Origin of the sequence: Mesorhizobium sp. CA14, assembly GCF_020165195.1 — a bacterium.
Classification (GTDB): domain Bacteria; phylum Pseudomonadota; class Alphaproteobacteria; order Rhizobiales; family Rhizobiaceae; genus Mesorhizobium.
Genome location: NZ_JAIUHR010000014.1, coordinates 27,143 through 43,537 on the forward strand (window position 1 = coordinate 27,143; position 16,395 = coordinate 43,537).

The 16,395-nt window shown below is 64.2% G+C and carries 18 protein-coding genes and 1 riboswitch; of the genes, 14 read left to right on the forward strand and 4 right to left on the reverse strand.

All coding sequences use genetic code 11. The annotated features are described in order from the left end of the window. Positions 1-4: 4 nt before the first annotated feature. Both fabI and LB565_RS16400 read left to right on the forward strand, forming a co-directional pair. Complete coding sequence (fabI, locus tag LB565_RS16395; protein ID WP_127229536.1) at positions 5-823, forward strand: enoyl-ACP reductase FabI; 819 nt, start codon at positions 5-7, stop codon at positions 821-823. 55 nt (positions 824-878) lie between these two features. Next, on the forward strand, positions 879-1,466 hold the full coding sequence (locus tag LB565_RS16400; RefSeq protein ID WP_224585725.1) for a histidine phosphatase family protein: 588 nt from the start codon (positions 879-881) through the stop codon (positions 1,464-1,466). Positions 1,467-1,660: 194 nt separating this feature from the next. Here LB565_RS16400 and LB565_RS16405 read toward each other — a convergent pair whose 3' ends face one another. Further along, positions 1,661-1,924 carry a DUF1344 domain-containing protein gene (locus tag LB565_RS16405; protein WP_224516004.1) on the reverse strand — a complete coding sequence of 88 codons (264 nt, stop codon included), beginning with the start codon at positions 1,922-1,924 and terminating at the stop codon, positions 1,661-1,663. Positions 1,925-2,129: 205 nt separating this feature from the next. On the opposite strand from LB565_RS16405, the gene aroC reads away from it, so the two are divergent. Both aroC and ribB read left to right on the forward strand, forming a co-directional pair. Then, positions 2,130-3,227 carry a chorismate synthase gene (gene aroC, locus LB565_RS16410; RefSeq protein WP_224585727.1) on the forward strand — a complete coding sequence of 366 codons (1,098 nt, stop codon included), beginning with the start codon at positions 2,130-2,132 and terminating at the stop codon, positions 3,225-3,227. Between the two features lie 119 nt (positions 3,228-3,346). Next, positions 3,347-4,447 carry a 3,4-dihydroxy-2-butanone-4-phosphate synthase gene (ribB, locus tag LB565_RS16415; protein ID WP_095766746.1) on the forward strand — a complete coding sequence of 367 codons (1,101 nt, stop codon included), beginning with the start codon at positions 3,347-3,349 and terminating at the stop codon, positions 4,445-4,447. 124 nt (positions 4,448-4,571) lie between these two features. Here the strand turns inward: ribB and LB565_RS16420 are convergent, their stop codons facing one another. Next, positions 4,572-5,792 (reverse strand): MFS transporter, encoded by a 1,221-nt coding sequence (locus tag LB565_RS16420; RefSeq protein WP_224585729.1) that lies wholly within the window; start codon positions 5,790-5,792, stop codon positions 4,572-4,574. Positions 5,793-5,912: 120 nt separating this feature from the next. On the opposite strand from LB565_RS16420, the gene LB565_RS16425 reads away from it, so the two are divergent. Then, positions 5,913-6,506, forward strand: coding sequence for a TetR/AcrR family transcriptional regulator (locus LB565_RS16425; protein ID WP_224585731.1), 594 nt, complete (start codon positions 5,913-5,915; stop codon positions 6,504-6,506). Positions 6,507-6,636: 130 nt separating this feature from the next. After that, positions 6,637-7,620: a hypothetical protein gene (locus LB565_RS16430; protein ID WP_224585733.1), complete on the forward strand. Its 984-nt coding sequence runs from the start codon at positions 6,637-6,639 to the stop codon at positions 7,618-7,620. On the opposite strand, the gene bluB is transcribed toward LB565_RS16430, so the two are convergent. After that, entirely contained in the window at positions 7,621-8,352 is a 732-nt protein-coding gene (gene bluB / locus LB565_RS16435; protein WP_224585735.1) for a 5,6-dimethylbenzimidazole synthase, read from the reverse strand. Positions 8,353-8,394: 42 nt separating this feature from the next. Beyond that, positions 8,395-8,573: riboswitch (cobalamin riboswitch) on the reverse strand. A 116-nt stretch (positions 8,574-8,689) separates the two neighbouring features. Here bluB and LB565_RS16440 point away from each other — a divergent pair. From LB565_RS16440 to LB565_RS16465, 6 genes are all read left to right on the forward strand, one after another. After that, the gene (locus LB565_RS16440; RefSeq protein ID WP_224585737.1) at positions 8,690-9,616 is read left to right on the forward strand and encodes a histone deacetylase family protein; all 927 of its coding nucleotides are present in this window, start codon (positions 8,690-8,692) and stop codon (positions 9,614-9,616) included. A gap of 3 nt (positions 9,617-9,619) precedes the next feature. Beyond that, on the forward strand, positions 9,620-9,871 hold the full coding sequence (locus LB565_RS16445) for an exodeoxyribonuclease VII small subunit (RefSeq protein WP_095766752.1): 252 nt from the start codon (positions 9,620-9,622) through the stop codon (positions 9,869-9,871). A gap of 44 nt (positions 9,872-9,915) precedes the next feature. After that, the gene (locus LB565_RS16450; RefSeq protein WP_095766753.1) at positions 9,916-10,182 is read left to right on the forward strand and encodes a DUF2277 domain-containing protein; all 267 of its coding nucleotides are present in this window, start codon (positions 9,916-9,918) and stop codon (positions 10,180-10,182) included. A gap of 9 nt (positions 10,183-10,191) precedes the next feature. Further along, positions 10,192-11,112: a pirin family protein gene (locus LB565_RS16455; protein WP_224585739.1), complete on the forward strand. Its 921-nt coding sequence runs from the start codon at positions 10,192-10,194 to the stop codon at positions 11,110-11,112. Between the two features lie 265 nt (positions 11,113-11,377). Beyond that, positions 11,378-13,285 (forward strand): 1-deoxy-D-xylulose-5-phosphate synthase, encoded by a 1,908-nt coding sequence (gene dxs, locus LB565_RS16460; RefSeq protein WP_224585741.1) that lies wholly within the window; start codon positions 11,378-11,380, stop codon positions 13,283-13,285. Positions 13,286-13,491: 206 nt separating this feature from the next. After that, positions 13,492-13,779 (forward strand): hypothetical protein, encoded by a 288-nt coding sequence (locus tag LB565_RS16465; protein WP_224585743.1) that lies wholly within the window; start codon positions 13,492-13,494, stop codon positions 13,777-13,779. Here LB565_RS16465 and LB565_RS16470 read toward each other — a convergent pair. Continuing rightward, positions 13,776-14,177, reverse strand: coding sequence for a GFA family protein (locus tag LB565_RS16470; RefSeq protein WP_224585745.1), 402 nt, complete (start codon positions 14,175-14,177; stop codon positions 13,776-13,778). The genes LB565_RS16465 and LB565_RS16470 overlap by 4 nt on opposite strands. A 109-nt stretch (positions 14,178-14,286) precedes the next feature. On the opposite strand from LB565_RS16470, the gene LB565_RS16475 reads away from it, so the two are divergent. Both LB565_RS16475 and LB565_RS16480 read left to right on the forward strand, forming a co-directional pair. After that, positions 14,287-15,054, forward strand: coding sequence for a TlyA family RNA methyltransferase (locus LB565_RS16475; protein WP_224585746.1), 768 nt, complete (start codon positions 14,287-14,289; stop codon positions 15,052-15,054). Next, the gene (locus LB565_RS16480) at positions 15,051-16,292 is read left to right on the forward strand and encodes a class I SAM-dependent RNA methyltransferase (protein WP_224585748.1); all 1,242 of its coding nucleotides are present in this window, start codon (positions 15,051-15,053) and stop codon (positions 16,290-16,292) included. Before LB565_RS16475 ends, LB565_RS16480 begins: the two co-directional genes overlap by 4 nt. Positions 16,293-16,395 lie beyond the last annotated feature (103 nt).

The window sequence follows — 16,395 nt, forward strand, 5'->3', positions numbered from 1 at the left end:
GCACATGGCGGGTGGACAGGGCCTGATGGCCGGTAAGCGGGGCCTGATCCTGGGTGTCGCCAACAATCGGTCGATCGCTTTCGGCATCGCCAAGGCTTGCGTCGATCACGGCGCCGAAATCGCGCTGACCTATCAGGGCGAGGCCTTCAAGAAGCGCGTCGAGCCGCTCGCGGCCGAGCTCAACGCGCATGTCGCCGGCCATTGCGACGTCACCGACCCGGAAAGCCTCGACGCCGTCTTTGCCGACATCGCCAAGCACTGGGGCAAGCTCGACTTCCTCGTCCACGCCATCGCCTTCTCCGACAAGGATGAGCTCACCGGCCGCTATGTCGAGACGACGCGCGACAATTTCCTGCGCACCATGGACATTTCGGTCTATTCCTTCACCACCATCGCCAAGCGCGCCGAGCCGCTGATGACCGATGGCGGTTCGCTTTTGACGCTGACCTATTACGGCGCCGAGAAGGTGATGCCGCATTACAACGTCATGGGCGTCGCCAAGGCGGCGCTGGAGGCCAGCGTTCGCTATCTCGCAGTCGATCTCGGCGCCAAGAAGATCCGCGTCAACGCGATCTCCGCCGGTCCGATCAAGACGCTGGCCGCCTCCGGCATCGGCGACTTCCGCTATATTCTGAAGTGGAACGAGTACAATTCGCCGCTGAAGCAGACGGTCACCCAGGAAGAGGTCGGCGATTCCGGCGTCTACTTCCTGTCGGATCTGTCGCGAGGCGTGACCGGGGAGGTCCATCATGTCGATTCCGGCTACCATGTCGTCGGCATGAAGGCGGTCGACGCGCCGGATATCTCGACCGTCAAGGACTGATCCTTACCTTCGCCTGTCCTTCGTCCCAGGCCCTGGCCCGACCTTGGAAGACCTGATGTATCCGCTCGTCTACATCGCGCGCCACGGTCAGACCGAGTGGAATGCCGAGCACCGCTTGCAGGGCCAGGCCGACACCGACATCAATGCGTTCGGCCGCAAGCAGGCGACGCGCAATGGCCTGCGGCTGGCGGAGCTCGTCAGAAATCCTGCGGATTTCGATTTTGTCGCCAGCCCGATGCGGCGCACGCGTGAGACGATGGAGCTGATGCGCGAAGCTATGGGGATCGATCCCTCCGGTTACCGCACCGATCCGCGCCTGGTCGAGATAAGTTTCGGCAACTGGCAGGGCTTCACCTTCGCCGAACTGGAGAAGCGTGCCCCCGGTTCAACCGACGGCCGTCGCCACGCCAAGTGGGACTTCCAGCCGCCCGGCGAGGGCGCGGAAAGCTACGAGATGCTGCTCGAGCGGATAAAGCCGTGGTTCGACGCGCTGCGCCAGCCGACCGTCTGCGTCACCCATGGCGGCGTCATGCGCTGCTTCTTCCGCTTGGTCACCGGCATTTCCAAGCAGGAGGCCGCCAGCCTCGAAATCCCCCAGGACCGCCTGTTGCGGCTGGAGGGCCGGAATTTGGAGTGGCTTTGAAGGCACTCCGCTTCGCCATCCCAGGCGAAGCAGGAGCGAACGCTCCGTCGCGGAGACACTAGGCGCGGCTTGGCAAATTCAGGTCAGGCCGAGTCGAAAATGGTGGGTTCCGAGAACCGGAGCGGAGCGTACTTTTCGTACGTGAGCACCGGAAGCGCAGGAAGCCGCCATTTGCAGGCCGGCCTCATCTGAATTTAATTCTGGTCGCTGTCGGGCAACTGCATATCCGTCACGACATTCTCGCCATTGGTCACGTCATAGGCGATGACGATGTCCATGCCGGGCTTCAGCGAATCGAGATCGGTCTCGGCGTTGAGCTTGTAGGCCTTGCCGTCGTCAAGCGTCAGCGTCAGCGTGTCCTTGTCGACCTTCTTGATCAGGCCTTCGGTCTGGCCGGCGAACGCGGCGGCGGTGGAAATCAGCAACATGGCGCAGGCGGCGCCAATCAGGGTACGCATCGTCGTCCTCTTTGGTCATTGCGCCGGCTGGTCAGCGGCGGATCCTCAACGGCGGATGGGAAGAGAGCAGAAACCAACCGAATGTGTCAAAACTAAATCCGCCACATCACAGTTTGATGCATCCGATCACCGTTTGACCACTGTGGAAAACGCCAATAGAAGGCAGCCTTAACCGGGTTCCCTCGCCGGGGCAGGGCGTATTCTCATGTCGCACAACACATTCGGCCATCTCTTTCGCGTCACCACCTGGGGTGAAAGCCATGGCGCCGCGCTCGGCTGCGTTGTCGACGGCTGCCCGCCCGGCATCCGCTTCAAGCGCGAGGACATCCAGGCCGAGCTCGACCGCCGCCGCCCCGGCCAGTCGCGCTTCGTCACCCAGCGCCGCGAGCCGGACGAGGTCAAGATCCTGTCCGGCTTCATCCTCGACGGGGACGGCGAGACGATGATCACCACCGGCACGCCGGTGTCGATGCTGATCGAGAATGTCGACCAGCGCTCCAAGGACTATGGCGAGATCGCACGCCAGTACCGGCCGGGCCATGCCGACTACACCTACGACGTCAAATACGGGCTGCGCGACCACCGGGGCGGCGGCCGCTCCTCGGCGCGCGAGACCGCAGCGCGGGTTGCGGCCGGCGCCCTGGCGCGCAGGATAGTGCCCGGCATGACGGTGCGCGGCGCGCTGGTGTCGATGGGCGAAAAGTCCATCGACCGCGCCAACTGGAACTGGAATTTCGTTGGCGACGCCGAGAACCCGTTCTTCACCCCGGATCCGGCCTCGGTTCCGGTCTTCACCGCCTATCTCGACGGCATCCGTAAGGCCGGCTCTTCGGTCGGCGCGGTGATAGAGATCGTCGCCGACGGCGTGCCGGCTGGCCTCGGCGCGCCGATCTACGCCAAGCTCGACCAGGACATCGCGTCCGGCCTGATGTCGATCAACGCCGTCAAGGGTGTCGAGATCGGCAATGGCTTCGAGGCGGCCCGCATCACCGGCGAACAGAACGCCGACGAGATGCGCATGGGCAATGACGGCAAGCCGGTGTTTTTGTCCAACCATGCCGGCGGCATATTGGGCGGCATCTCGACCGGACAGCCGATCGTCGCCCGCTTCGCCGTCAAGCCGACCTCCTCGATCCTGACCCCGCGCCAGTCGATCGACAAGGACGGCAAAGATGTCGAGGTGATGACCAAGGGCCGCCACGACCCGTGCGTCGGCATCCGCGCCGTGCCGATCGGCGAGGCCATGGTTGCCTGCGCGATCGCCGATCATTATCTGCGGCACAGAGGACAGACAGGAAGGTAGCAGGGGAGTAAGGCAGTAGGGCAGTAGGCTAACGCTTGCCCGATGGCCAAAACTTTTTCCTTTCCCCTACTCCCTTACTGCCCTATTCCCCTACTCCCTTGCGAGCGAAGCGAGCGCCGATGCCATACGACCAGAAGAAGATCGTCGAAGCGATCCGTGCCTTCGAGCGCGGCGAGATCGTCGTCGTCATGGACGATGACGGGCGCGAGAACGAGGGCGACCTGATCGTCGCCGCCGTCCATTGCACGCCGGAGAAGATGGCCTTCATCGTCCGCAACACCTCCGGCATCGTCTGCACGCCGATGCTGCGCGAGGACGCGAGGCGGCTGAATCTTGCGCCGATGGTGGCGGATAATGATTCCGCCCACACCACCGCCTTCACCGTCAGCGTCGATTTCAAACATGGTACCACGACAGGCATTTCCGCCGACGACCGCACGCTCACCGTGCGCAACCTTGCCAACGGCAATGTCGGCCCCTCGGATTTCGTACGCCCCGGCCACATCTTCCCGCTGATCGCGCGCGAAGGCGGCGTCTTGATGCGCTCCGGCCATACGGAAGCCGCGGTCGATCTCTGCAAGCTTGCCGGCCTGCCGCCGGTCGGCGTCATTTCGGAACTGGTCAATGACGACGGCACGGTCAAGCGCGGGCCGCAAGTGCAGGCCTTCGCCGAGGAACATGGGCTGAAGCAGGTCTCGGTCGCCGACCTGATCGCCTATCGCCAGCGCAAGGAGACGCTGGTCGAACGCGTTGCCTGTTCCGACATCGACACGCCCGGTGGCAAGGCGCAGGCCTTTACATACACGCTGCCCTGGGATTCCATGCACCATCTCGCAGTCGTCTTCGGCGACATCCGCGATGGCGAGGAGGTGCCGGTACGGCTGCATTCGGAAGATGTCGTCACCGACGTCTTCGGCACCAGCCACCGGCTCGACGGCATCATGAAGGCGATGGGCGAGCGCAGGCGAGGCGTCATCGTCTATCTGCGTGAAGGCTCGGTCGGTGTCGCCCATCAGGAGCGCAAGCGGCCCGCCAGTGGCGACCGCGAGGACCACGAGGAAGCCCGCCGCCGCGAGAACGAATGGCGCGAGATCGGCCTCGGCGCCCAGATCCTCAAGGACTTGGGTATCTCCTCGATCAACTTGATCGCCTCGCGCGAGCGCCACTATGTCGGCCTCGAGGGATTTGGCATTCACATCGCCAAGACGGAAATTCTGTAGTCCGTCGAAGGACTGACGCACCGGAGGTCCTGGCGGCAGCCCCGCCGGCGTTGCTGACTGACGGGAGGCCTCGGCGAACTTCCGACCTCCGCAATGATCATCGGATGGCTGTACGCTCGTAACGTTACTCAGCGGGCATTGCCGCCTCGCCCCTGTCCGCCTCGCAATCGTCCGTCGCCAGCCGGCATTGGCCGGCGAGCACGGCAACGAGCGCGATCGCGCCGGCCGCGACCGAAACCCAGAACCCGTTCTGCGGGCCGAAATTGTCGACCATCCAGCCGGCGGCGAAGGAGCCCAGCGCCATGCCGATGCCGATCCCGGTGGTCACCCAGGTGACGCCTTCGGTGAGCATCGCCGGCGGCACGTGACGCTCGATCAGGCCGAAGGCGGTGATGAAGGTCGGTGAGATCGCGACGCCGCTGACGAACACAGCCAGCGCCAGCGTTGGCACGGTGTCGGCGAAGAGTAGCGGCAAGGTGGTGAGCGCGATCACGGTGACCGCGAGTGCCAATTGCCGCTGCAGCGGCGCCTTGAGGCTGAGCGCGCCGACGATGATGCCGAGCACGAAGGATCCCAGCGCATAAACACCGATGACGAGGCTCGCCGCCTCAGGTTGGCCGAACTCCTTGGTGATCGCCACCGTCGTCACTTCCGTCGTGGCGAAGGTCGCGCCGACGAAGATCAGCGCGAAGGTGATGATCTGCACCGGCCGCAGGCGGATCGCCGAGCCGGCCGCTCCATGTTCCGCCGGGCGGACCGGCGGCTCGGATGAGCGCTGCAGCAGGAATGCCGCCGAGCCGAGCGCAAGCAGCAACGTGCTGACCACCATGCCGGCTTCCGGGAACAGCGCCGCGCTCAGGCCCACCGACAGCGAGGCGCCGGCGACATAGACCAGTTCGTCGGCGGCCGATTCGAAGGCAAACGCCGTGTTGAGCTCCGGCCGGTCGCGGAAGATCTCGGTCCAGCGCGCCCTGACCAGCGCCGGGATGCTGGGCATGGCGGCCGCAAGCAGCGCCGACAGGAACAACGTCCAGATCGGCCAGTGCTGGTTGGCCGCGATGATCAATGTTGCGAAGGAAAGCACCGAAACGAGCGTCATCGGCGCGGCGATCGCCGTCTGGCCGCGCCGGTCCACCAGCCGCGATACCTGCGGCGACAGGAAGGCGTTGACCAGCGCGTATGTGGCCGAGACAGCGCCGGCCAGCCAATATTCGCCATGCGTCTGCGATAGCATCGCCACGATGCCGATTGGCGCCATGGCGATCGGTAAGCGCGCGATGAAAGCCGCCGTGGCAAAGCCTTTCGTGCCGGGAGCCCGAAAGATGTCCGAATAGGGGTTTCGCATGATCCTGCTCCTCGACAAGGGTGAATGCCGCAACTACATACGCAGCGTATGAAAGTCACATAGTTCATACGTCGCGTATGTCAATTGGCATACGAGACGTATGTGAATAGGGCCAGGGCCATGCACAGACCGCGCAAGGAGATGATCGCCGAGACGCGCGCCAAGTTGATCGCGGCCGCCCGCCATGCCTTCGGCACGATCGGCTATGCCGAGGCCTCGATGGACGATTTCACCGCTTCGGCCGGCCTGACGCGCGGCGCGCTCTACCACCATTTCGGCGACAAGAAGGGACTGATGCAGGCGGTGATCGCCGAGATCGACGGCGAGATGGCCTTGCGGGTGAACGAGGTGGCTTCCAAGGCGCCGACCCGCTGGCAGCATTTCGTCGACGAATGCACCACCTATATCGAGATGGCGCTGGAGCCGGAAATCCAGCGCATCATGTTCCGCGACGGCCCGGCGGTGCTCGGCGACCCGGCACAGTGGCCGAACGCCAATGCCTGCACCGCCTCGATGACCGAGCATCTGACCAAGCTGCAGGAAGAGGGCGTGGTCGTTCCGGAGCTTGATCCCGAGACGACCTCACGGCTGATCAATGGCGCCAGCAGTCAGGCCGCGCAGCGCATCGCCAATTCGAAGGATCCGGAAGCCACCTCGAAGAAGGCGATCGCGGCCTTCAAGCAATTGCTCGAAGGCTTGCGCAAGAAGCCATGACGGTTCGCTTGGGTAACCAAGCCACCGGGTTGTGCACCGGTTTCGGGCCGGCGCAACCCTGCCGTGATTGACAATCGCCGGGGCAGGCGCATGCTCCCCGCCCATTCTCTAAGGGTGGGAGAGTCGGGGCATGTGGGACTTCAGCATCGCCAGGTCTGTGTCGATCATGATGCGGACATGGCCGTTCATCGTCTTTCGCATGATCGTCTATTTCGGCATCACGGTCGCCTACATCATGGCGACCGGTACCGGCGCCAGCGTCGGTTATGGCGTCGGGCCCATCTCGACCGATCCCGACGGTCCGATGTCCTTTGCGCTGTGGGGCGGCGTGGTCGGCTTCGGCGTCGTTTCGATCGCCGTCTATTGGATCCGCGAATACATCCTCTATGTGCTGAAAGCGGGCCATATCGCCGTCATGGTGCATCTGATCGACGGTCACGAGGTTCCCGACGGCCAGGGCCAGATCGCCTATGCGAAGGAAGTGGTCACCCAGCGTTTTGCCGAGGCCAACATCCTTTTCGTCGTCGACCAGCTGGTCAAGGGCGCCATCCGCGCCATCACCGGCCTGATCGGCGGCATCGCCGCCTTCCTGCCCATTCCGGGCCTGAGCGGTGTGGTCAGCTTCATCAACACGGTGATCCGCCTGTCGCTGACCTATGTCGACGAGATCATCCTAGGCTACAACATCCGCATCAATTCGAACTCGCCATTCGAGACGGCAAGACAAGGCGTGGTGCTCTACGCGCAGAACGGCAAGCACATGGTCAAGAACGCCGTCTGGCTGGCGGTGATCATGTGGGGCGTGTCCTTCGTCATCTTCCTGTTGATGCTGGCGCCCGCGGCCGCGATTCTGTGGGTCATGCCTGGGCAGTTAGCCGGCTGGGCCTTCGTGCTCGCCATCGTCTTTGCCTGGGCGTTCAAGGCGGCCTTCATCGAGCCCTTCGCCATCGCCTCGCTGATGCAGGTCTATTTCGAAGCCATCGAAGGGCAGGCGCCTAATCCCGAATGGGACCGGCGGCTCGCCGAGACCTCGTCCAAATTCAGGGAACTGCGCGACAAGGCGCTGGGCTCTGTTGGTGGCGGCTCGCGCTGGGATACCCCGAGAGCCGCCTGATCATGGCTTTGATGGGCCGCCAAGCTTTGCGATTGCCGATTTAAGCGGCGCCTCGCCGGCGCCGCGAAACGTCTCGCTCATGACCAGTTCGGGCAGCGGCAGACGCTTGCCCCAGCCATGCGTCTCAAGATCCGGCTTCGGCGCGAATTCCGAGACGCGGCCGACGCAAAGATAGGCGATCGGCGTGACATGCTCCGGGATCGCGAGAAGCCGCTTCAATGCCTCGGTTTCGATGATGCTCACCCAGCCAACGCCGACACCTTCGGCCCGCGCCGCCAGCCAGAAATTCTGCACCGCGCAGACGGTGCTGTAGAGATCCATCTCCGGATTGTGCCAACGTCCGAGAGGCGAGTCCTTCGAGCGCTGCCGGTCGCAGGTGATGCACAGATTGAGCGCGCTTTCGCAGATGCCTTCGAGCTTCAGCTTGCGATAGAGCGCCTGCCGTTCCGCCTCGATCGCCGGCAATTCCTGCTCGCGCGCGGCGAGAAAAAGGTCACGCACCTGCCGTCGTCTCGCGGCGTCGCGGATGACGATGAAATTCCACGGCTGCATATATCCGACCGATGGCGCGTGATGTGCGGCGGTGAGAAGTCGAGCGAGCACACTGTCATCGAGATCGTCTGGGACAAAATGGCTGCGCACGTCGCGCCTGGTGAACATGGCCCGGTAGACCGCGTCGCGCGCCAATTGGTCAAAGTCGTCGCCGCTTGTGGCGATCGCTGCTGCCGTCATCGCTTTTCCCCTTGCGACAAGCAGTCCCCCGCCTGACCAAGCGGAAAACCATGTCTGCCGGGCCGGTCTTCTGGCTCGGGATCGTCCCGCATCCGGCGCCTTCCCGTCTTCGACAGTGGCATTTGCCGGCGCGGTCCCCCTTACAGTGTTGGGCACGCCACGGAGTTCAACCGTGTTCCCGATTCTCCCGCGTCGCGGGCACCAGGCAGCGACGCGACCTTACAGCGAAACCCGGCACCAGCCAATGGCGTTAGCGACACGGCAAGACGCGATTTTCCCCAGCCATTCGGCCTGCCAAACATGGTCATTGCGGTCATAGGTCCCTAGATTAGGCGCCATGGCCACCCGTCTCTACACGCACCCGATCTTCCTCGAACACCTCACGCCGCCCGGCCACCCCGAACGGCCCGACCGCCTGCGCGCCATCGAGCGCGTGCTCGACGACGAGGCGTTTTCGGCGCTCGACCGCGTCAAGGCGCCGGAAGGCGACGAGAAAACGATCCTTTATGCGCACCCGCAGGACTTCGTCGAGCGTGTCCGCGCCGCGATCCCTGAGAGCGGCATCGTCTCGATCGACGCCGACACCAGCGCCAGCCCGAAAAGCTGGCAGGCCGCGGTGACGGCGATCGGCGCCGCCAACGCCGCGGTCGACGACGTCTTCGAGGGCCGTGCGGCAAACGTCTTTGTCGCCGCCCGCCCGCCTGGACATCATGCCGAAAAGACCACCGCGATGGGCTTTTGTCTGTTCAACACGGCGGCGATCGCCGCCCGCTACGCCCAAAACAAGCATCAGGCCGAACGCGTCGCCATCGTCGACTGGGACGTTCACCACGGCAACGGCACCCAGGACATCTTCTGGGACGATCCGTCGGTCCTCTATTGCTCGACACACCAGATGCCGCTTTATCCGGGCACCGGCGCGAAGAGCGAGACCGGCGCCGGCAATATCGTCAATGCGCCGCTGGCGCCGCAGACCGGCAGCGATCTCTTCCGCGACGCCTTCCTGTCGCGCGTGCTGCCGTCGATCGACGCGTTCGCGCCGGACCTGATCATCATTTCCGCCGGCTTCGATGCGCACCATCGCGACCCGTTGGCCGAGATCAACCTGACCGAGGACGATTTCGACTGGGCGACCGGGCAATTGATGGAACGCGCCGGCCGCCACAGCGGCAACAGGCTCGTCAGCCTGCTGGAAGGCGGCTACGATCTGCAGGGACTGGCATTTTCAGTCGCCGCCCATGTCGGGCGGCTGATGAAGGGATAGAGTATGGCATTGGAAGGCAATGAGGACGTCAAGGCGATGAGCTTCGAACAGGCGCTCGACGCGCTGGAGAAGATCGTCGATGATCTTGAGCGCGGCGACGTCCCGCTCGACCAGTCGATCAAGATCTATGAGCGCGGCGAGGCGCTGAAGGCGCATTGCGACCGGCTGCTGAAAGCGGCCGAGGACAAGGTCGAGAAGATCAGGCTGTCGCGCGACGGCAAGCCGGTGGGAACTGAGCCGCTGGACGCCGACTGATTTGGAATAGGGTGGGCAGAGAAAGCAGGTAAGGAGTTCAAGCCATGTGCCGCAATATCAAGACCCTGGCCAATTTCGAACCGCCGGCGACCAATGACGAAGTGCATGACGCAGCACTTCAGTTCGTGCGCAAGCTGAGCGGCTCGACCAAGCCGTCCAAGCGTAACGAGCATGCCTTCTACCATGCCGTCGAGGCGATCGCCGCTGTCGCGCGCGAATTGATCGATTCGCTCGAAACCAACCAGGAACCGCGCAATCGCGAGGAAGAGGCTGCCAAGGCGAAGGCCAGGTCGGCGCTGCGTTTCGCCTGAGGGGTAGTCATGAGCTTTTTTCCCGGAAACGACCCTGAACCCGGCGATGCCTTCGCCTGCGACCAGATCGAGCTGATGGTCGTTCCGAACGCCAAGGACATCGGCGGCTTCGAGGTGCGCCGCGCTCTGCCGACGGCAAAACGCCGGCTGGTCGGGCCGTTCATCTTCTTCGACCGCATGGGCCCGGCGATCCTGCGCGCCGGCCACGCGCTCGATGTGCGTCCGCATCCGCATATCGGGCTTTCCACCGTCACCTACCTGTTCGACGGCAGGATCAGGCATAGGGATTCGCTCGGCACCGAAATGGTGATCGCGCCGGGCGACGTGAATTTGATGACCGCGGGACGCGGCATCGTTCATTCCGAGCGCACGCCACAGGAATTGCGCGGCGCGCCGATGTCGGTCTCCGGCCTGCAGACCTGGCTGGCTTTGCCCGACGGCAAGGAGGAGATTGCCCCGGTTTTCGCGAACACGTCGGTGGCCCGCTTGCCGCAGATCGATGCCGAGGGTGTCAGCGGACGCATCGTGATCGGCGAATTCTCAGGGCTGCGTTCGCCCGTGGCGACCGCTTCGGATACGCTTTATGCCGATCTGCGCTTAGTGTCGGGTGCAAGCGTGAAGATTCCGGCCGATGCCGAGGAGCGCGCCATCTACACGCTGGAGGGCGACGTCTCGATCGCCGGCGATGTTTTCCCTGCCGAACGGCTCCTGGTGTTCAAGCCGGGCGAGGAGATCGTTGTTTCCTCCGAGCGCGGTGCGCATTTCATGCTGTTCGGCGGCGCTTCGCTGGGCTCCAAGCGCTATATCTGGTGGAATTTCGTCTCGTCCTCCAAGGAACGCATCGAGCAGGCCAAGCAGGAATGGAAGACGGGCCGCTTCGATATCGTTCCTGGCGATGAGGAAGAGTTTATTCCGCTGCCCGAGAACTAAGGTGTGTTGATATTCAGGTGAGGCCGGCCTGCAAATGCCGGTTTCCTGCGCTTCCGGTGCTCACGTACTTTGAGTACGCTCCGCTCCGGTTCTCGGAATCCATCATTTTCGGCGCGGCCTGACCTGAATCTCAATACACCTTGCAGCGTAGCACGCGTCACTGGCGCGCATTTACATTCGCCCGCCGTCGGCCTATTCCCGCGCATGATTATGGCGCAATCTGCTGATAGCGCCGTGTTCGATCAATAAGGCAGGACGCGCCCGAGTGAAGCCAGACACGCCGCTGCTCGACAAGGTCCGCATTCCGGCGGATTTGCGGACGCTTGATGAGAGCGCGCTGCCGCGGCTTGCCGCGGAACTCCGCGCCGAGCTGATCGATGCCGTGTCGCAGACCGGCGGCCATCTCGGCGCCGGCCTCGGCGTCGTCGAGCTGACGGTTGCCCTGCACTATGTCTTCAACACGCCGCAGGACCGGCTGATCTGGGACGTTGGCCACCAGGCCTATCCGCACAAAATCCTGACCGGCCGCCGCGACCGCATCCGCACGCTGCGCCAGGAAGGCGGCCTCTCCGGTTTCACCCGGCGCGCCGAGAGCGAATACGACCCGTTCGGCGCCGCGCATTCCTCGACCTCGATTTCAGCCGGTCTCGGCATGGCCATGGGGCGAGACCTGTCGGGTGGCCGCAACAATGTCATTTCCATCATCGGCGACGGCTCGATGTCGGCCGGCATGGCCTTCGAGGCGCTGAACAATGCCGGCGCGCTCGATGCCCGGCTGATCGTCATCCTCAACGACAACGACATGTCGATCGCGCCGCCGACCGGCGCCATGAGCGCATATTTGGCCAGGCTTGCCTCCGGCAAGGCCTATCTGGGCCTACGCGATTTCGGCAAGAAGCTGACATCCTATCTCGGCAAGCGCGCCGACCGCGCCATCACCCGTGCCGTCGAGCATGCGCGCGGCTACGTCACCGGCGGCACCTTGTTCGAGGAGCTCGGCTTCTACCATATCGGCCCCATCGACGGTCACAATCTCGAACATCTGATCCCGGTGCTGAAGAACGTCCGTGACAATGGCAAAGGCCCGGTACTGATCCATGTCGTGACCCAGAAGGGCAAGGGCTACGCGCCGGCGGAAGCCGCGGCCGACAAATATCACGGCGTCAACAAATTCGACGTCATCACCGGCGCGCAGGCCAAGGCGCCGGCCAATGCGCCCGCCTACACCAAGGTCTTCGCCGAAAGCCTGATCCAGGAAGCGCGTGAGGACGACCGCATCGTCGCCATCACCGCCGCCATGCCGAGCGGCACCGGCCTCGACCTTTTTGGCGAGGTGTTTCCGAAGCGAACTTTCGATGTCGGCATTGCCGAGCAGCATGCGGTGACCTTCGCCGCGGGGCTGGCCACCGAAGGCTACAAGCCCTTCGCCGCCATCTACTCCACCTTCCTGCAGCGCGCCTACGACCAGGTCGTCCATGACGTGGCGATCCAGAAATTGCCGGTGCGTTTTCCCATCGACCGCGCCGGTTTCGTCGGTGCCGACGGCGCCACCCACTGCGGCGCTTTCGATACGACCTTCCTCACCACGCTGCCGGGCTTCGTCGTCATGGCCGCCGCGGATGAGGCGGAGCTGCGCCATATGGTGCGCACCGCGGCGGCCTATGATGATGGTCCGATCGCCTTCCGCTATCCGCGTGGCAATGGCGTCGGCGTCGACATGCCGGAGCGCGGCTCGCTGCTCGATGTCGGCAGGGGCCGCATCCTCAAGGAAGGGACCAAGGTCGCGCTGCTTTCCTTCGGCACGCGGCTGCAGGATTGCCTGTTGGCGGCCGAGGAACTTGGCGCTGCCGGCCTTTCCACCACGGTTGCCGACGCCCGCTTCGCCAAGCCGCTGGACGAGGATCTGATCCGGCGGCTCGCCCGTTCGCATGAGGTACTGGTGACGGTGGAAGAGGGCGCCATCGGCGGCTTCGCCAGCCAGGTGCTGCATTTTCTCGCTCATGAAGGCCTCTTGGAAAGCGGCCTCAAGGTGCGCCCGCTGGTGCTGCCGGATGTGTTCACGGACCACGCCAAGCCGGAAAAGATGTATGCCGATGCCGGGCTGGATTCGGCCGGCATCGTGCGCACTGTCTTCGCCGCGCTCGGTCGCGGCGTGCAGGCGCAGCGCGCCTGAATCAGAACGTCAAGACGCTGAATCGTTTGCCGGCTTGCCAAGCAATTCCAGCAAAACTGTGCAGCGGTTTTGCGCTCGGAATTGCATCAAGCCAACATTGTAACTATCTGTTAACGCTCCCGTTTGGCGGTTCGCTTACCCTGTCTATTGGCCGATTTTCAACGGCGCCCTGTTAGAAGTTCGAGCCAGGCAGGGAGATAACAAAAATGAAAACGCTTCTGTGCGGCATGGTCCTTTTGGCGGGCATGATTGCACCGGTGGCAGCCGAGACGCGTTACGACCGCAATCTTGAAAAGGCGGTGCTGGACATCGTTGCCGGCAAGATGGGCAACATCCGCGGCGCCTTCTCCTATAAGCAGGTTCCTCAACTCGTAGTGCTGCCGGATGCCACGCCCGTCGCGCCCACTCCGGTTGAGCCGCCGCGCAAGGAAGCCTCCGGCAATGACGGCCTGATGCCCGCCGTCGAGCGCCAGGTTTCTCGCACTATTTTTTAGAACCACATATCGCGCACGCAGCTGCGATCGCGCGGTAGGTCGTCGAAACTATTCAGGCCGTCGAAATGGTCGATCGGCAGGTCGGCGACCTCCTCGGGCGGCGCAAGCCTGACATTGACTGCGATACGCGTGCGGCCGCTTTTGCTCGAACGCAGGCCACGCCAGGCGACCACGCAGGCGCAGGTCGGACAGAACAGGATTTCCAGCGCGGGCTCCGCCACCTCGGCGCGTGTGTACGATTTCAGCGGCCCGGCGACGCGGATGCGCTCGTCGACATAATCATAGGCCCAGAGCGCACCGTAGCGGCGGCAAAGCGTGCAATTGCATGCGGTGATTCCACCGGGATCGCCCTCCAGCGTCCAATGAACCGCGCCGCAATGACAGGTACCCTTCAGCATTGCCACCTCCACCGGCTGACGAACGGCCTGTGCCTATCGGCATTCTGCAGCCTATTGCCCGATATTCAAACCCATTGCGTTCGCGCCCGGCTTTCGCCAATGAAGGCCGATGAGTTCCCCTTTGCCAGCCAGCCGGCGCCAGCGGCTCGACGAATTGCTCGTCGGGCGTGGCCTGTTTGCCAGCCGTTCGCGCGCCCGCGACGCGATCGAGCGCGGCACGGTGACGGTTGACGGCGCCGTTGCCCGCAAGCCCGGCCAACCTGTCGCGCCGGACTGCCTCGTAGCCATCGACGATCCGGCGCAGGCCTATGTGTCGCGCGCCGCGCTGAAGCTGATCGCCGGCCTCGATCATTTCGGTCTCGATCCTTCCGGCAGCGAGGCGCTTGATATCGGCGCCTCGACCGGCGGTTTTACCCAGGTGCTGCTCGAGCGCGGCGCGGCGCACGTTACGGCGATCGATGTCGGCCACGGCCAGATCAACCCTGACATTGCCGGCGACCCGCGTGTCACGGTGATCGAAGGACTGAACGCACGCGATCTGACGGCAGCCGATCTCGGCGGCCGCGTTCCCGGTTTCCTTGTCTGCGACGTCAGCTTCATCTCGCTGAAGCTTGCGCTGCCGCCGGCGCTGGAACTGGCGGGCGAAGGCGCCAAGGCAATCTTTCTGGTCAAGCCGCAATTCGAGGCGGGCCGCGAGGCCATCGGCAAGGGCGGCTTGCTCAAGAATCCGGGCGAAGCCGGGCGCATTGCCGGAAATTTGCGCGACTGGCTGGCCGGCGTTCCAGGCTGGCGCGTGCTGGGGCTCCAGCCATCGCCAATCGAAGGCGGCGACGGCAACCGCGAGTTCCTGCTCGCCGCCATGAAGGACGGGCGATGAGCGCACGCTTCACCATTGCGAGGCTCGGTTCGCAGGGCGACGGCATCGCCAATGCCGAAGGCGGGGAGATCTTCATCCCGTTCACGCTGCCGGGCGAAACGGTCACGGCCGCGCGCCAGAAGGACCGCGCCGCGCTGATGTCGGTATTGGAAGCCTCGCCGCTCAGGGTCGGCCCGGCCTGCCGCCATTTCACCGAATGCGGCGGCTGCGCGCTGCAGCATTACGAGGCCGCAGCCTACCAGCAATGGAAGCGCGAGAGGGTCGTGCAGGCGCTGAAAGCCAAGGGCATCGCATCCGACATCGCTGCGCTGGTGCCTTGCGCGCCGCACACTCGCCGCCGCGTCACCTTCAGCGCCAGGCGTACCGAGGCCGGCATGCTGCTCGGCTTCGTGCGCGCGCTGTCTTCCGAGATCATCCCGATCGAGGAGTGCTCGATCTCGCTGCCGGCGATCGTCTCGGCGCTCGACAAATTGCGCGCCCTCGCCGGATTGGTCTGCGCCACCCCGAAGGCGTTTCATATGACGGTGACCGTCACCGCTTCAGGCCTCGACATAGCTGTGCACGATGCCGGCAAGCTTGGCGACCATCAGCGCCGTATCGCGTCGAATTTCGTCATAGCTGAGGGTTTGGCGCGGCTTTCCGTCGACGGAGAGATCGTCGTCGAGCCGAAGAAGCCGGTGGTGCAGATCGGATCGGTCGCGGTCGCCGTGCCGCCCGGCGCCTTCCTGCAGGCGACGGAAGCCGCCGAGCAGGCGATGGCGGGCCTTGTCGGCCGGCATTTGTCGCGCGCCAGGAAGGTCGCGGATCTGTTTGCCGGCTGCGGCAGCTTCGCGCTCAGGCTCGCGGCGAAGTCAGAGGTTCACGCTGTGGAGGGCGATGCGCCGGCGCTCGCCGCGCTCGACCGCGCCTTCCGCTTCGCCGGCGGCCTGAAGCGGGTGACCAGCGAACGCCGCGACCTGTTCCGCCGGCCGCTGACCTTCAAGGAGTTGAACCTTTTCGACGGCCTGGTCTTCGATCCGCCGCGCGCCGGCGCCGAGGATCAGTCGAAGCAGATCGCCCGCTCCGACGTGCCGCTGGTCGCTGCGGTGTCCTGCAATCCGGTGACGCTGGCGCGCGATCTGCGCATCCTGATCGATGGCGGCTACGCGCTGAAGAGCGTCACGCCGATCGACCAGTTCCTGTGGTCGCCGCATGTCGAGGCCGTGGCGCTTTTGGAGAAGCCGAAGCGGCGGCGGTAGCCCGCCGCCGGGGGCTCGCATGAAAATTGTGAAGCCTCTGTTCTTTCGACGAAATTGCGCCCTAAAGCCGCCTTTTTGAAGGGCCTTAATTCTGCTGTTAGGG